The 15388-nt window shown below is 49.2% G+C and carries 14 protein-coding genes; 10 read left to right on the top strand and 4 right to left on the bottom strand.

Annotation, left to right across the window (positions count from 1 at the left end):
- The first annotated feature begins 127 nt into the window (after nucleotides 1-127).
- Genes ACFR81_RS05080 through ACFR81_RS05035 form a run of 10 tightly spaced genes read left to right on the top strand, consistent with a single transcriptional unit; the run spans nucleotide 128 to nucleotide 11573 of the window.
- Nucleotides 128-1045 carry a glycosyltransferase gene (locus ACFR81_RS05080; protein WP_145177134.1) on the top strand — a complete coding sequence of 306 codons (918 nt, stop codon included), beginning with the start codon at nucleotides 128-130 and terminating at the stop codon, nucleotides 1043-1045.
- Nucleotides 1038-2051 carry a CgeB family protein gene (locus ACFR81_RS05075; protein ID WP_068172661.1) on the top strand — a complete coding sequence of 338 codons (1014 nt, stop codon included), beginning with the start codon at nucleotides 1038-1040 and terminating at the stop codon, nucleotides 2049-2051. The genes ACFR81_RS05080 and ACFR81_RS05075 overlap by 8 nt, the downstream gene beginning before the upstream one ends.
- Nucleotides 2042-3097: a hypothetical protein gene (locus tag ACFR81_RS05070; protein ID WP_068172664.1), complete on the top strand. Its 1056-nt coding sequence runs from the start codon at nucleotides 2042-2044 to the stop codon at nucleotides 3095-3097. The genes ACFR81_RS05075 and ACFR81_RS05070 overlap by 10 nt, the downstream gene beginning before the upstream one ends.
- Nucleotides 3097-3807 carry a cytidylyltransferase domain-containing protein gene (locus tag ACFR81_RS05065; protein ID WP_145177131.1) on the top strand — a complete coding sequence of 237 codons (711 nt, stop codon included), beginning with the start codon at nucleotides 3097-3099 and terminating at the stop codon, nucleotides 3805-3807. Before ACFR81_RS05070 ends, ACFR81_RS05065 begins: the two co-directional genes overlap by 1 nt.
- Before the next feature lie 5 nt (nucleotides 3808-3812).
- The gene (locus ACFR81_RS05060; RefSeq protein WP_145177128.1) at nucleotides 3813-6056 is read left to right on the top strand and encodes an N-acetylneuraminate synthase family protein; all 2244 of its coding nucleotides are present in this window, start codon (nucleotides 3813-3815) and stop codon (nucleotides 6054-6056) included.
- A complete protein-coding gene (locus ACFR81_RS05055; RefSeq protein ID WP_343876165.1) occupies nucleotides 6047-7171 on the top strand; it encodes a glycosyltransferase in 1125 nt (374 codons plus the stop codon). Before ACFR81_RS05060 ends, ACFR81_RS05055 begins: the two co-directional genes overlap by 10 nt.
- Nucleotides 7168-8382, top strand: a complete 1215-nt coding sequence (locus ACFR81_RS05050; RefSeq protein ID WP_343876166.1) for a zinc ABC transporter permease — start codon at nucleotides 7168-7170, stop codon at nucleotides 8380-8382. Before ACFR81_RS05055 ends, ACFR81_RS05050 begins: the two co-directional genes overlap by 4 nt.
- A 3-nt stretch (nucleotides 8383-8385) precedes the next feature.
- Nucleotides 8386-9426, top strand: coding sequence for a glycosyltransferase family 4 protein (locus ACFR81_RS05045; RefSeq protein WP_343876167.1), 1041 nt, complete (start codon nucleotides 8386-8388; stop codon nucleotides 9424-9426).
- Between the two features lie 48 nt (nucleotides 9427-9474).
- On the top strand, nucleotides 9475-10419 hold the full coding sequence (locus ACFR81_RS05040; RefSeq protein ID WP_068172684.1) for a glycosyltransferase family 2 protein: 945 nt from the start codon (nucleotides 9475-9477) through the stop codon (nucleotides 10417-10419).
- Nucleotides 10420-10424: 5 nt separating this feature from the next.
- Complete coding sequence (locus ACFR81_RS05035; protein ID WP_068172687.1) at nucleotides 10425-11573, top strand: glycosyltransferase; 1149 nt, start codon at nucleotides 10425-10427, stop codon at nucleotides 11571-11573.
- 20 nt (nucleotides 11574-11593) lie between these two features.
- On the opposite strand, the gene ACFR81_RS05030 is transcribed toward ACFR81_RS05035, so the two are convergent.
- From ACFR81_RS05030 to rfbA, 4 genes are all read right to left on the bottom strand, one after another.
- On the bottom strand, nucleotides 11594-11896 hold the full coding sequence (locus ACFR81_RS05030; RefSeq protein ID WP_068172690.1) for a PqqD family protein: 303 nt from the start codon (nucleotides 11894-11896) through the stop codon (nucleotides 11594-11596).
- The gene (locus tag ACFR81_RS05025) at nucleotides 11881-12738 is read right to left on the bottom strand and encodes a nucleotidyltransferase family protein (protein ID WP_145177116.1); all 858 of its coding nucleotides are present in this window, start codon (nucleotides 12736-12738) and stop codon (nucleotides 11881-11883) included. The genes ACFR81_RS05030 and ACFR81_RS05025 overlap by 16 nt, the downstream gene beginning before the upstream one ends.
- Before the next feature lie 101 nt (nucleotides 12739-12839).
- On the bottom strand, nucleotides 12840-14261 hold the full coding sequence (locus ACFR81_RS05020; RefSeq protein ID WP_145177113.1) for a polysaccharide biosynthesis tyrosine autokinase: 1422 nt from the start codon (nucleotides 14259-14261) through the stop codon (nucleotides 12840-12842).
- 203 nt (nucleotides 14262-14464) lie between these two features.
- A complete protein-coding gene (rfbA, locus tag ACFR81_RS05015; protein WP_068172700.1) occupies nucleotides 14465-15328 on the bottom strand; it encodes a glucose-1-phosphate thymidylyltransferase RfbA in 864 nt (287 codons plus the stop codon).
- Between the last annotated feature and the right edge of the window lie 60 nt (nucleotides 15329-15388).

Below are 15388 nucleotides of genomic sequence, written 5' to 3'. Positions count from 1 at the left end.
GGGTTGCTAAGTGTGGATGCATAGCTTCTATCTAAGAATAGTTGCGGTGTATGACTTTCCTTATGAGGCTGTAGAACGTTTTGTGGGCTAATATGTGGCATAGTATTCGGGAAAATCGAGGTGAAGTATGAGCTCAAAATCTGCGGTGTCTGCAGTAATACCACATTATGGGGAGTCAGCCCCCACTATGAAACTCATCGAGAAACTACAACAGCAAACCTTTGATGGAGAGATTGAAATTATTGTCTCGGACGATAATTCGCCCGAACCGTTTCCCCAGGTCGGCGGGGTTAAAGTCGTACACCGGACTGCCAACGGTGGCTTCGGTACGAATGTAAATACTGGGGCAGAACAAGCTACTGGTGAATGGCTCATGATTCTTAACAGTGATCTTGAACTTTCTTCCACCTTTGTAGAAGAAATGCTGAACGTCGTGGAGAAACAAGCAAAACCTGCTATTTTTTCACCTCAAGTTGTGGGTCATGAAGGGGAAGCGCAATGGGTAGCAAGAAAATTCCCCAGCACTTTCATACACGCATGGAATTGGTTTACTCCCGTAGCTCGATTCCGCGATACTAACTGGTGGCATCGATTAGCAGGGCACGACGTCCGAGCTGTCGGTGGAAAGACCCTGACCGTTGATTGGTTGATGGGCGCATGCCTTATGCTGCCCACCCGAATCTTTCAGGAAGTAGGAGGGTTTGACGAGCGTTTCTTCATGAATAGTGAAGAAGTCGATTTACAAAAGCGTCTTCGGGACAGGGGATACCCTGCGATTTTCTTAGGTGATGTTATGGTCACGCACGAGGGTGGCGGTTCCTCTGAAAGTACGAAGCGCCGACAATGGCTCACCACCTCCCATTTTATGTATGAAGCAAAATGGAATAAACACCGCATCTTGGCACCTACACTAATCGCCGTCAGCTTACTTAATTTTGGTTTTAATGCCGCGCGGTCATTGAAAAATAAAGAAGTTCACCCTCTTAAAACTTTTGCAGATGAACTTAAAATCATCCGTGAGGGAAAGAAAATGGTTCATGGCTAAACAAGAAAAGCTCCTCATTATTAGCCCGGCTTTCCACGGATATTGTTATTCAATTGCTGATGGCTTTAAAGAACTGGGATATGAGACTGTAATCCACCGATATGACGCTTTCGACGGCGCATCGGCAAAAATCCGTAATAAGGTACAGTACGAGCTTCCCTCCAAATTCGGGTTTAACGGACAGAAAACTGCTGAAAAACATGCAACTGCTGTAGCAATTGCAAAGCTGAACGAAGTAAGACCTGACAAGCTGATTGTCATCAAAGCAGATACCCTCGGTGATGGCTTCTGGGAACGGGTTAAGCGCCTCAACATTCCCTATATGCTATGGCTCTACGATGATCTCAAGAGACACCGCTACTCCATTGATTTTCTAATACAACTCCCAGTTGTCCTCAGCTACGCGCGTTCTGAAGCTGAAGAATTCTCCAATGCAGGAGTAAATGCTTATTTCGCGCCCAATGGATATGACCCCAAGCTTGCTGATCCACCCACGCATCGTACTCAAGAAATAGTCTTTGTGGGTTCACGTTATGACAACCGCGTCGAGATGATGCTGCACCTTCAAGATGCGGGCATTCCAGTTCGGGTTTACGGACGAGGTTGGTCTCACCATCCCTATGACCGGCTGCGAATGTGGGAGTGGAACCGCCCCAATCTGCCTGCTGAACGAGATGTTCCTTTGAAAGAGGCATATCAGATTCAGGCAGGTGCTGCAGGAGCCATTAATATCCACGGCCTCCAAGCGGGGCTTGCTATGCGCACTTTTGAAGTGCCCGGAATGAATGGGTTGCAACTCATTGATCGCCCCGACGTCGAGGAGTTCTACGACGTGGGTAAAGAAGTACTTTTATACCAATCGAATGATGAGCTGGTTGAGTTGTGCCAACGGGTTATTTCAGATCCTCAGTGGAGCGAATCGATTCGTGAAGCTGGTAGGAAGCGAAGTCTCGCTGAACACACATTTTTTCATCGCGCACAAAAGATGGATAGGCTATGGGTCTAAAATTTTCTGAGGATTTGACTGCTTGGCAAAAATGGGCGGAGAAGCAGAACCTTGCTCGTTATTTAGCTCATCGGCTGCGGAGAAAAACTGAAGACAGACCCCGGCAATTTGCGTTACTGCGGCGTGGTTCGGATGCTCCGAAAATCTTGGTCGCTCTGGAAGCAACCTCTCCTACCCAAATTGCGGCATTGCTGGAGCCTGCAAAACATCTTGAAGAGCTGGGCGTTCCTGTTGCTGTAGTTACGTTAGGGGAGCACCGAGCATTCTTAGAAACCAGGGGTTATCAAATAGTCGAGGAAATCTCTGACTCAGAACCTATGCCTGTTTCCCTGGAGGAAGTCAAGCAGGTGATTGCTGCGGGGCACTATCTTCCGGTGGGCTCATGGGCTTATGCTCTAGGACAGCGACGGGGATGGACTTTTAATGTTGTCCAGCATGGTCTCAATACCCCCTTTGCCCCTCCTCTACCAGCAAACAGTCGTTTGTTTGCATTTAGCCCAGCAGACGCCGAGTTTTGGATTTCAGGACGGTCAGATATTCAGGCTGAAGTTGTAGGAGCTCAGATCTTCTATGAGGCGCTTCAAAAGCCTCCTGTGGATCCCTCTGAAATTGCTGAAACCCCTATTTTTCTAGGACAAATGCATGGTGCTGAGCTCTCTCGGGCTTCTTTTGCGCGAGCATCCTATAAATTCTGCCAAAATCACGGAGCAATCTATCGACCTCACCCCTCTGAGAAAGATAAACTCTCTACTATGACCCACAAGCTGTGGGCTAAACGGGGGGTTACTATTGATTCATCAAAAACGCCCCTCAACGAACTCAATAATCCAGTTGTTTCAGTATTTTCCACCGGAGTATTAGAAGCCTCGATTCGGGGAATTCCGGCTTGGGTGTACCACCCCAATCCTCCTGAATGGTTACTCGAATTCTGGAATCGCTATGGACTGAGTCAGTGGGGGAGTGAACCCACAGCTCCGCCGGTAGCGCCTGAAACCGAGCCAGCACAAAAAATAGCTCGTATCATCGCAGACACATTGGAGAATTAATGCGCATTCTTTGCGTTATACCGGTTCGCGGAGGTTCTAAGGGAATTCCCCGCAAAAATCTCAAGCCGATTGCCGGCAAGCCGCTCGTTGCTTGGACGATTGAACAGGCGTTGGACGCAAAGACCGCGCTGGCACCAGAAATTGAGCTGGACGTCGTTGTCTCAACGGACGATAAAGAGTTGGCGGATATTGCCCGCGAATACGGTGCAGAAGTACCCTTTATGCGCCCTGCTGAACTTGCCGAAGATACTACTGCCACTGAACCGGTCATCGAACACGCGATTGAATTCATGAGTCATGAGGACCGTCGACCTGATGCCGTTATGCTTTTGCAGGCAACGAGCCCTGTTCGGTTACCAGGAACTCTCGCACGCGCGGTGCGACAGTTTGCTGCCTCAGATTCCGACTCGATGGTCGGTGTTATCCCTATCGGCCCCTTTATCTGGGCTGCCACTGAGCCGCCTACAGCACAATACGAAGTGATGGCACGCCCCCGCCGTCAAGAACTCACCCGTGAAACTTTCCGTTACCGTGAAAACGGATCCATGTACATCACCAAGACTGAAATCTACGAAGAGTTCCATAACCGCCTTGCTGGCAAAATCGAACTTTTCATGCTCGAAGATATTGAGGGTGTAGACATCGATGCCCCCATCGACTTTTCCCTTGCAGAACATCAGCTAGAACAAATCCAGAAAAACGTGAACTAACCCCCATGATTATTGAACGCAATACCACCCCCTTCGTCGTTTTCTCAGAAGACCCCGTTCTTACAGCTCTTCAGAAAATTTCCGCTAATCAGCAGCGCATAATTTTCTTAGTGAACGAATCGGGCATGTTGCAGGGTTCGCTTTCCGATGGTGACTTCCGCCGCTGGCTCATCGCAAATCCGGCAGAATCTTTGGAAACCTCAGCTATTCAGGTAGCGAATAAGAACGTGCGTAGCTACCCGGTCGATACCGATGCCGCTGTTCTCAACGGTGAGTTTGCGCAGGGTATCTCCCATCTTCCTCTCATCGACGAGTGGGGCCACCTCGTTGCCATTGCCATGAATGAGCAGAACGTTCTGCGCATTGGTAAGCACGAAATTGCGGAGGACAAGCCGTCCTTCATCATTGCTGAAATTGGCAACAACCACCAGGGCGACGTCGACTTCGCCAAGCGTTTGGTTGACCTAGCTGTTGATTCTGGTGCCGACGCCGTGAAATTCCAGTTGCGTGACATGGAAGCCCTCTACCGCCAGAAGGGCTCAAAGTCAGCCGGTGAAGATTTAGGCGTTCAATATACTCTCGACTTGCTCTCCCGCTTCAGCTTCTCGGTGGATCAGATGTATGAAGTGTTTGACCACGTCAAACAGCACAACATGGATATCATGTGCACGCCGTGGGACGCTCCATCAGTTCAGGCTCTTGTTGACTACGGCATTGCCGGTATAAAAATTGCCTCTGCTGACCTCACCAACCACGAGCTACTTCGCGACGTCGCTTCGCGCGGACTTCCTATGATGGTCTCTACCGGTATGAGCCGTGAAGAAGAAATCCGCGAGTCGGTCAAACTCTTGCAAAATCAGGGTGCTTCTTACGCTTTGCTCCAGTGCCAGTCCACGTACCCCGCGCCGTTTAAGGACGTCAACCTGGCATACATGGACCGCTTGGCAGAAATCGGCCAATGCCTCGTTGGCTATTCAGGCCATGAACGCGGTTTTCATGTTCCCCTCGCTGCGGTGGCACGCGGGGCAAAAATCATTGAAAAACACTTCACCACAGACAAGACTCTGGAAGGTAACGACCACACAGTTTCGCTTCTTCCCGATGAGTTCAAAGCGATGGTCACGCAAATTCGCGATATCGAAGAAGCCATTGGTACTTCTGCACCGCGCGAAGTTTCAACCGGTGAGTTGATGAACCGCGTGAACCTGGCTAAATCGTTGGTGGCTACCCGCACTATCGCTAAGGGCGACGTCGTGACTGAAGCCGACGTTGAGGTTAAGTCGCCCGGTCGCGGCTTGCAACCCAACTACCTTTCACAGTTGGTGGGACGCACCATGGCACGTGAAGTAGAAGCCGGTTCGTTCTTCTACGAAGGTGATTTGAAAGATGACTTGGTCACCCGCCGCGACTTCACCTTTGACCGCCCCTGGGGCTTGCCTGTTCGCTACCACGATTATAAGCCGCTGATTGAAGAGGCTAATCCGGACTTCCTAGAATTCCACTTCTCCTACAAGGACCTTGAGATTGATATTGATGAGGTCTTTAACGAGAAGCTGCCGATGAGTTTCACCACCCATCTGCCAGACCTTTTCGCTGGGGATTTCTTGGTTGATTTGGCATCAGCCGACAAAGAGATTTGGGAACGTTCAATTGCTGAGGTTCAGCGCACCATCGATATCACCCGTGATTTGAAGAAGTACTTCACTCTCGACGATGACCCGGTCATGGTGGTGACCATGGGGGGCTTCACCAAGGTCGGACATATTGCGCCCGCTGCACGTGCCGAAAAATACGACCGTATTGGGGAAGCGCTCTCCCGCTTGAACACACAAGGTGTTCGAATCGCCGCACAGACCCTGCCTCCTTACCCCTGGCTGATGGGCGGTCAACAGTTCCACAACCTCTTCCTCGACCCGCGGGATACAGCAGAATTTGCCGAGAAGTACGATGTGGATTTGTGCCTGGATATCTCCCACACCATGCTTGCCGCAAACTTCCTGAAGATGCCCCTTTCTGAAGCCGTTGATTTGTTGGCACCTCGTACCATCCACCTTCACCTGGTCGACGGCGTTGGTGTGGATGGCGAAGGCGTGCAGGTTGGCGAAGGTGACGTCGACTGGGCTGCACTGGGTAAGCAACTGCGCGAATTGAGCCCCGCTGCATCATTTATCCCTGAAATTTGGCAGGGTCACATCAATAACGGTGAAGGTTTCTTTACCGCGCTTGATCGGTTGGAAAAGTGGTTGTAGAAAATTCACTACCGGTAGCCCTGTGGGCAATACCGGTTCCTGAATTTGGCGGTGTAGCCCGGCACGCAACGGATGTTGCTCGCGCCGGGCTGCCCGGTTATGAACTTAAAGTTCTTGTGGCCGACGGTGCTCTAGCGAATACACTTGATGAGCTGGGGAACAGTGCTATTCGCGGTGAATTTGGCACTTCTGCAGGCTTTATCAAGTCGTTCAATATACTCAACCAACAGATAGAGCAACTGCGTCCCGCCGTCGTCCACTCTCACCTTGCCTATGCCGATATCGTTGCATGCGCAGTGGTAGTCAGCAGACGTTTACGGCGTATCGTGCAGCGAGAGACATTCGTTCCGGCTCTCTTTACCACCGAACACGGCATTGCAGGAAATGATGCTGTCTATCATTCTAGCCCCCTGAAAGCGCGCGGAAGAGAACTCATTCATCGAGCGCGCTTGATGCTCACCAATCACGCCATTGCGGTATCCCAATCAACCGCGGGCCAAATGAAACGCAAATGGGGCGCTCGCAATGTTGAAGTTATTTTCAATGGCGTTGATGCTCCTCAGACTGCAATGAATCAGAGTAGGGGCGCGTCGAAAAATCCTCATATTCTCTCGCTGGCTCGTCTTGCACCTGAGAAAGGGTTAGAAGTCTTGATTGAGGCGTTCGCTGAACTCCGCAAAGAATTGGGGGGAGCAACCCTAGAAATAGCGGGTGAGGGGTCCGAACTGGCTCGGCTGGAGGCGTTAGCTGCGCGGCTAGGAATCTCGGATGCAGTGCGTTTTCCAGGTTTTGTAGATGCATCCGAGGCTATGAGCAGAGCGGATGTACTGGTTCAACTATCTGTCTGGGAGAACCTTTCGTACACACTGTTGGATGCGAAGGCACTCGGACTGAAGATAGTAGCAACCGACGTCGGTGGAAACGCAGAAATTCTTGAGGAGAGCGAATTAGTGCCCTCGCTTGCAGAAATAGGGCATGAGAATTTGCGACAAGCTGTAGTAGAAAGAATTAAACAACAGCTAAATGAGCCTGGACATAAATCATTCGAGTGGCTCAGTTCAACGGAGATGGCGAGCAAGATAGCTGAAAGTTATCGCAAGGAGAAGCAAAAATGACGGCGATGACGCAACAAGAGAAACAGCACCGCACCTGGAAAGAGCGTGCTTCTACTGAACTGCATGACCTGGCTGACTCTACAGGCAAGATTGTGATTGTAGATTTCCTCCTGGGAATGGCAATGATAATCTTCACCTACTCTGTAGCTGGTTTGCCTCTGGCCACTCTTGCAGGAACTTTGCTTGCGGGCATTGGCTTCTTAAGAAGACCTAAGAATGATGTTCCTAAGATAGCTCTTTTTGTTTTCCTTGTGATTTTTGGGCTTCTATGGGTTACCTTTGATTCTGCTGTTCTAGGAATATCGACAAATGGAGAAATATTACGTCGCATAATTCGTATCCTGGGTGTTTTCTTTGTAGCAGTTTTTATTGCGGATGGGCGAATCGATTTTAAATCACTCATATTTGGAATAACACTCAGCTCTTTAATCAATGTTCCAGCATATTATCTAGGTATAGCTCCTGACTATTACCCTGGTTTCTTAACGGGATGGCTAGCTGATAAGAATGTCTCGGGACTATATTATGCAACGTTAGGGCTTTTGCTGTTAGCAGTTTTGTCCAAGCGTTGGCACAAGATTCTGACGGTAATAATATTTACGGGGATTTTATGGCTCACAGGATCGCGTACATCTATTGCAGGATTTGGGCTGGCTCTTGTATGGATTTTTACAGCGAGACGATTAAACATTGTTTTTAAGGCGTTATTAGCAATTTTCATGGTGCGACTGGTTGATTTTCTTGAAACCAATTTTGCACAGGCAGGAGCTTTCGCTGATCGTACTGGTACCGATTTACTGAGAAGCCGTATTGACCACGCTTCTCAGCTTAAAATCGATGCTGCACCGTGGCATGGTCTAGGACTCGGACAGGCTTTTGTGGAGGTAGAGGATAGAACCTTTTTCTTTCACAATTCTTTTTGGACTCTGATAATTGAAGGCGGTTGGATTTATCTGCTTCTCATAGTTGGGGCGACTATTTATGCTGCGTTCTTGATGAAGCAGACACGATCAACTCGGTCGATGTATGCAGAAGGCGCCACCGTCTTGCTCATGATTTGTGGATGGCGTCTGGGCGAGGTATTTCTTACTATGCCCTGGGGTCTTGTCATGGGGTTGGCATTACTTTACTGTAGTCGTCCCAAGACAAATACGATCGGTCATGAATTTAGGATTGCTCCTTCCACGCATACTCAGGGAGTAAATATTTAAGCCATGCCAAAGGAAATAAATATTGCTACAAACAATGGTGATATCGGCGGGGGCGAAGTTATGCTTTTCAATATCGCCAGAGCGCTGCGTTCTTTAGGGCACGAGGTCACTATTGTAGGTCCTGCTTCTCCCTCAGAAGTGGTGGAAGCTGCAGCAGATGAAGGGTTTGATGTAGTTTGTCTTCCCGCCACTACGCGCAAGCAATACATGGCTCACCTTCGAATGTGGGATCAGCGTTCGCGTAAAGGACTTTTGTGGTGCAATGGTTTAGTTCCTTCATTTGCTACCGCAGGACATCAGAACCGAATTGTACATCTGCACCAAGTACCGCAAGGAAAACTGCGGTGGCTATTAAAGTTCGCACAGATTTGTACCCTCAAAACTCTAGTACCAAGCAAATTCGCCTCCCAATTTGTGAAAACTGCAGAAGTTTTTCCCAATTGGGTAAGTACTATAAATATGCCCCTCAAACGTAAACCAATAGGTAAAACCATTTCTATTGGGTTCTTAGGTCGGCCCTCCGTTATTAAAGGTACTGATACGTTAGCGCGTGCTATCGAACGTTTGAACCGGGAAGAAACCCTCCAGTTTGAGCTAGTCATTGCTGGCGAGTCAAAGTTCGTTGATGAGGGCGCACAACAAAATTTGCAGAAAACTCTTAGCTGCATTCAATATCAAACGCGTTTTTTGGGTTGGGTTGAGCCTTCAGTTCTTTTTCAACAAATAGATATTCTTGTTGTCCCTTCTAAGATTCCCGAATCATTTGGCTTAGTTGCAACTGAAGCTATGAGCGCTCGAGTACCACTGTTGGTATCTGACGCAGGGGCATTGCCCGAAGTTGTAGGAGAAGGCTACCCATGGATTTTTGAACAAGATAACGTCGAGAGCCTTATCCACCAAATGAGGCAAATTACTACCCAACTCGAAAATCATTCTGAAGAAACTGAAAAAATTATTAACTCCAGTTATTGGCGCTGGCAAGAAGAGTTTTCGCCTGAGGCTGGAAAGGCCCATCTTCGCGAATTACTCTTAGAAATTCTCTAGGAACAACCAAAAAGCTTGTTCAATTGATGACCAACGAAAGTAGACATGATGACTCTGTATAAAGCTGCCGTCATTATTCCCACACGTGGGGGAGCCGCCAAGCTACATTTTCCGCTTGACGCGCTGGAGCAGCAGACAGAAAAAGATTTTCAGGTCATTGTGGTATGCGATGGCGATATTGACGGCTCTGCCCAGGTAGTGAAACAGTACAAAGAGCGTGGCGTTCTCAATATTGAAGCGATTGTTTTTGAAGAGAACCAGGGGCGTTCCAAAGCCCTCAACGCCGGGCACCAGGCAGCAGATGCTCATGTGCTGATTCGTTGCGACGACGATCTTGAGCCGAATCCCAACTATGTAGCGGAACACGTTAGATTGCATCAGGGTGATCGAGAAACAGGTGTTATTGGTCTAGTCCATAACGTTTACCCGGAAAATTCTTATGCTCGAGCATATGGTTATTTTCGCGATGAGAAATTCCGCCTGGATGCCTATGCAGCTGACCCCAACAGCTACTGGCACTTTTGGAATGCCAACGCTTCACTCACTCAAGAAATGTTCCACCGCCTAGGTGGCTACGACGAGCGCTACCGCCTCTACGGCTGGGAAGACGTCGATATGGGGTACATGATGCATCAAGCAGGGGCGGAAATAATTCTTGCCCCAGAGCTGGAGTCGAAGCACCATATCGCGGCGACTACAACTGCCTCGCGTGCTACCCGGGCCTTACACTCGGGCGCAGCTCGTTCCCTCTTCGTGGAAAAACACGGCACCGACGTACTGAAGAATCCAGACCCAGTAGGGATTTGGGGGACCGCCGTCAAGAGTGTTGCAAAACTTGCTACCGAAAAAAATATTGAAATCGCCGGAAATACCATCGATAAGATTGCGGACAACCTTCCGCACAAAATCTCCGAAAAGCTTATTTCGCTACTCGTAGAAGCATCTGCTTATGCCGGTATCAGATATCCCTCACGAGCACGGAAAGTTTTCTAATCCCCATGCCATCCCCCTTTATTTTCTTTCAAAACCTTTTGGCGCCCCCCGCAGCAACTGAAGAAATTGCGATTGCTCACGACTACCTCACCCAGCGTGGGGGAGCGGAGCGGGTAGTACTTGCTATGCACCGTGCTTTCCCTGAAGCGACCATATATACGACCCTCTACGACCCCGAGAAAACCTATCCCGAGTTCAAGAACGCTAAGATCGTCGTATCGCCCCTGAACCGCATCAAATTCTTTCGTAAAAACCATCGGGCAGCGCTACCTCTTTTGCCATTAGCATCTTCCCTTTTGAAAGTACCTGCTCGTAAAACACTTGTATCGTCAACGGGTTGGGCGCACGGGTTCAATTTTGCGGAGAAATCCTTCATTTACTGTCATTCACCAGCACGCTGGGTCTACCTTACTGATCAGTATTTAGGAGATCACACGGGAAAAGTCATGAGCTTTGTTCTGCGTTTCCTACGGCCAGCTCTGCTTCTCTGGGACCAACGCGCTGCGCGTCATGCTGGCCCATATGCGGCTAACTCGACGACCATTCAGCAACGTATAGAAGCTGTTTATGGTGGTAAGGAATCCGAAGTTATTTTCCCACCCTTTTCTATTCCCAGCGAAAAAGGCATAGAACCCCTCCCTGAATTGGAAGAATTCATGAAGGACGGGGATTATTTCTTGGTGGTCTCCCGGCTTTTGCCTTATAAGAACGTTGACGTGGCTGTCCAAGCGTTTGCCGGGCTCAACCAAAAATTGCTAGTAGTAGGCGACGGTCCTATGGCTGAGGAACTCCACGAGATGGCGCCTGAGAACGTTCAATTTGCCAGTAACATTTCTGATGCCCAGCTACGTTACGCCTACCAAAACTGTCGGGCTCTTTTAGCGGTATCGTACGAGGACTTTGGGCTTACCCCATTGGAAGCGGGCTCCTTTGGCAAACCTACTATCGCCTTACAAGCTGGAGGGTATTTAGATACTATCCGCGAAGATATCAACGGCGTGTTTATTCAATCGCCTGATGTCGACCATGTGCGAGCGGGACTGGTTCAGTTTGATAGCCGTGAATGGGATTGCGTAGCTATTCACGACTATTCGGATAGATTTTCTGAACACTGGTTCAAGAAGAAACTCCGAGAGAAAGTAAGAGATCTCTAAGCGGGGAGAGACAACCCCGTTTAGCGCTGCACGAAACCTTGATTTTCTAAACTGCTGAGAAAACTCAGTACAGGGGCCTCTACCGTTTCTACAGAAACCTCAAATGTCTCTGCCACTTGTGTCATCAGCGTATTCGCTGTTTTAGGTTCATCCAGAAGATCCCAGATTACTGGCCCAGACCCTTCAAGTACCAGAAGCTCAGAGGTCAGCAGATTAGCAAGATAGAGCTTGTCTGAGCCTTCTTGGCTGTCATCGAGATCAGTCTCGTATACGAACGCGGTGTGTTCCGCCCGCGAGTAGAGGGGATCTATATGTTTTTCCACCGGAGAATCCTCTCAAAACGTTCATAGAAGAGATGTCGTTTCTCTTGATGGGTAGGTTCATGGCCCAAAGTCATTGCCAGATGATCATTATTGATTTCAGCGATATTCGTAAGCACATGTAGCTTTTGCTTCAACCCTTCAGCGCGCTGTAGACGCCCTAACCACTGCAGCGGAAGGGGCGTTGGCTCTGCCGCTGATTTCCAGAACAGGTACTGTCTATTTCCGCGGTGCTTTTCAATATCGCCAAGGGCAGCATCAAAAGCAATCTCAGAATTAAACTCTCGAATTCGTTCGCGCATTTCCTGCCACTGCGCGTCAGTCAAAGTTCTCTGCAAATGCATTACGTCGCTGTGTAGCCCGTGTCCGCTAGATCGCGCGCCATGCACTACAACAATATTTCGGCAGTCAACGAGCTGCGGAACGTAGCAGTCAAAGTGCGCAATTTGCTTGATACGACGCTTTTCCCACAGCTTCTCAAATGCACCCGCCTGGTCATAGAAATTGATTCCGGGAAAGTATCTATGCACGTCTGTGAGCCCCCAGGAGGGGTGATAAAGAGTCGCAGCGTGCTCGAAAATGGAGCCGCTTTCAAACGTCGTCAACGAGCGCCAGCCATCTTTTTTCAGCAAGTATAAAAATCGCGCCACATGCGCAGGTCGCACCAGTAAATCTACATCGGTGCTATTGCGGTTGGGTGCATACACCTCCGTACCAAAGGCATATCCCTTGACATGAAGCAAGTCGATGTCGTTTGCATTCGCCAAATTCTGAAAATAAGCATGCGATAAACGAATCCGGGCTGGCAATGGTACGGAGACTTCATCAGGCAATTTTTCTGGCATTGTTCCCCATATATGTTTCTCTAAAAGTGAGGCAGTATTCATAGCTGTGTGTAAGAAAATAGTGCGGAGCATTCCCTCTTGCTCCGCACTATCTTCACATATTATTTGTTGCGTGTAGCTCTTTTGCTACCGCGTTTTTTCTTGGAACTCTTCGAAGCGTCCTCGCCATAGTAAGACGAGTAGCCGCCGTAATATCCTGCATAGCCAAAGCCGTAGTAGGAGTTTCCTAGGCCCTTCAGCGGAGTACGGTTGATGACAACGCCGATGAGGGCCGCACCCACCTTATTGAGCATGTTGGCAGCTTCTTCAAGGTGTTCCTTGCGGGTCTTGCCCACTGTAGCCACCAAGATAACTCCGTCAACTGCGGAGGAAAGCAACGAAGCATCGGTAACGGGCAGGAGTGGCGGAACGTCTACAATGACCATGAACTCGCTGGAGAGTTCTTTCACTAGCTGGCGCATTTTGTCCGAACCCAGCAACTCTGAAGGGTTAGGCGGAATACGCCCAGCAGGCAAAAGGAAGAGCTGGCTATCTTGGTACTGGCGCACTGCCTCAGCAAGTTCAACTTGCCCTGCTAGTACCTGGGTCAGACCAATCTTTGCATCAATATTGAACTTCTTGCCGATAGTAGGACGGCGAAGGTCGGCGTCAATCAAGATGGTCGGTTGACCGGACTCAGCGAGTGAACGAGCCAAGGAGGTCGAAACGGTGGACTTACCTTCACCCGGTTCTGAAGAGGTAACCAAAACAGACTTAGGTGGGTTGTCTACGTTTACAAAACGAAGGTTCGTGCGAAGCTGACGAATTGCCTCTTGTGATGCGTGGTCGTCCTGGTTCGTCAAAAGGTTCTTCTCAGAGAGCTGTTCGGTCTCAGGGAGAGTACCCAGAACACCAGTTTTGGTGGCTTTGGCGACGTCGTCGCGAGTACGAACCTTGACGTCGATTGCTTTCCGCAAGAAGATCGCTGCGAAGACAAGTACTAGACCTGCGAGAGCACCGGCAAGCACATTGAGCTTAGTGTTGGGGCTTGAAGGAGTGCCAGGCAACGTAGCGTCATCGAGAGGGACCACGCGCACGGTGGTAGAACCTTCGAGGTCATTCACTACCTTGGCGGTAGCCGAAAGCGAGGTGTTTGCTAGAATCTGTGCGGCTTCGGGGCTAGAAGCTGTCGCCTGAACTTTCATGAGGGCTGAATCGCCTTCAAGCGATGCCGTCAAATGACCCTTGATTTCTTCAGCACTCATCCCAATATTGGGGTTCTGCTTGACGATTTCATCGGCAACAGGGCCGGAGCTAACTAAAGCGAGATAGGAGCTTGCCTTATCTTTAGCGGCGCTTGAACCTGAAATGACATCGCCAATTCCGGTTGATTCACCGACGGTGACGTATCCGGTAGCCGACGACGCGTAGACCTTAGGCTGTAAAAGGGAATAGCCGAACCCGAGGAGAGCACCTACGAGCATGCCAATAAGCAAATATTTGGCATTGACTCGTACCATGCGCACGAAATCTAGAACTGTCATAAAAGAACCTTTTGAGGGTGGAAGCCAGCGATGTGCGGACTGATTTTAGGGCAATCTTAGCATCAGTTTTGTTCCCTAAGTAGGGGACAAGCATTTGTTCAAATGAAAAGTAATGCCTTTCATAGCAGATGCTGATTTTTCATAGGCTCCTCAACGTTTCTCCCAGCGAAAGAGAACTTTTAAAGAACCTTGGGAAGCGTGATTTATTTCTTGAGGAGGCCGAGCAGATAGCGACCGTAGCCACTTTTGACCAAAGGAGATGCAAGTTCCTCCAGGCGTTTGTCATCTATATAGCCCATACGCCATGCAATTTCTTCAGGGCATCCGATGGATAACCCTTGGCGTGCCTGCACCGTTCTAATGAAGCTGGTGGCATCGGCTAGCGAGTCGAAAGTTCCGGTATCAAGCCACGCGGTGCCGCGGGGAAGTACCTCAACCTGCAATTTATTTTTCTCTAAATAAACCCGATTCACGTCGGTAATTTCTAATTCACCGCGAGGTGAAGGTGCAATATTTGAGGCGATTTCTACGACGTCATTGTCATAAAAATAAAGACCGGGAATAGCGAAATCACTTTTAGGATTTTCGGGCTTTTCTTCAATTGAAATAGCTTTAAAATTACTATCGAATTCGACGACGCCGTAGGCGCGAGGATCTGCCACGCGGTAACCAAAAACAGTTGCGCCATCAATCTTGTTGTACTTGCGTAACTGGGTTCCCAGACCAGGGCCATAGAAAATATTGTCGCCGAGGACGAGAGCTACAGGTTCGTTGCCAATGTGCTCTCTGCCCAGAATGAAAGCTTGTGCAAGTCCGTCCGGAGAAGGCTGAACTTTATAGGAAAAGTTCACGCCAAATGGAGAGCCGTCACCGAGCAAGCGGTAAAACTGGTCTTGATCTTCGGGGGTGGTAATAATCAGGATGTCTTGGATTCCCGCAAGCATCAGGGTGGAAAGCGGGTAGTAAATCATGGGCTTGTCGTAAACAGGAGTCAACTGTTTAGAAATACCTAAAGTAATGGGGTGGAGGCGACTGCCTGTGCCACCAGCTAGAATAATTCCCTTCATGATTCATATTGTGTCACGAGAATCAATAAAACATTTCAATTCATAAGTGAGTCAATAAAT

Origin of the sequence: Rothia amarae (assembly GCF_042677725.1) — a bacterium.
GTDB lineage: Bacteria > Actinomycetota > Actinomycetes > Actinomycetales > Micrococcaceae > Rothia > Rothia amarae.
This window is presented reverse-complemented; position numbering and strand designations above follow the sequence as displayed.

What these genes read in the sequence shown, in the direction of transcription:
- ACFR81_RS05080 (WP_145177134.1), top strand. Translation starts at nt 128, where the DNA reads ATGAGCTCAAAATCTGCGGTGTCTGCAGTAATACCACATTATGGGGAG.
- ACFR81_RS05075 (WP_068172661.1), top strand. Translation starts at nt 1,038, where the DNA reads ATGGCTAAACAAGAAAAGCTCCTCATTATTAGCCCGGCTTTCCACGGA.
- ACFR81_RS05070 (WP_068172664.1), top strand. Translation starts at nt 2,042, where the DNA reads ATGGGTCTAAAATTTTCTGAGGATTTGACTGCTTGGCAAAAATGGGCG.
- ACFR81_RS05065 (WP_145177131.1), top strand. Translation starts at nt 3,097, where the DNA reads ATGCGCATTCTTTGCGTTATACCGGTTCGCGGAGGTTCTAAGGGAATT.
- ACFR81_RS05060 (WP_145177128.1), top strand. Translation starts at nt 3,813, where the DNA reads ATGATTATTGAACGCAATACCACCCCCTTCGTCGTTTTCTCAGAAGAC.
- ACFR81_RS05050 (WP_343876166.1), top strand. Translation starts at nt 7,168, where the DNA reads ATGACGGCGATGACGCAACAAGAGAAACAGCACCGCACCTGGAAAGAG.
- ACFR81_RS05045 (WP_343876167.1), top strand. Translation starts at nt 8,386, where the DNA reads ATGCCAAAGGAAATAAATATTGCTACAAACAATGGTGATATCGGCGGG.
- ACFR81_RS05040 (WP_068172684.1), top strand. Translation starts at nt 9,475, where the DNA reads ATGACTCTGTATAAAGCTGCCGTCATTATTCCCACACGTGGGGGAGCC.
- ACFR81_RS05035 (WP_068172687.1), top strand. Translation starts at nt 10,425, where the DNA reads ATGCCATCCCCCTTTATTTTCTTTCAAAACCTTTTGGCGCCCCCCGCA.
- ACFR81_RS05025 (WP_145177116.1), bottom strand. Translation starts at nt 12,738, where the DNA reads ATGCCAGAAAAATTGCCTGATGAAGTCTCCGTACCATTGCCAGCCCGG.
- ACFR81_RS05020 (WP_145177113.1), bottom strand. Translation starts at nt 14,261, where the DNA reads ATGACAGTTCTAGATTTCGTGCGCATGGTACGAGTCAATGCCAAATAT.
- rfbA (WP_068172700.1), bottom strand. Translation starts at nt 15,328, where the DNA reads ATGAAGGGAATTATTCTAGCTGGTGGCACAGGCAGTCGCCTCCACCCC.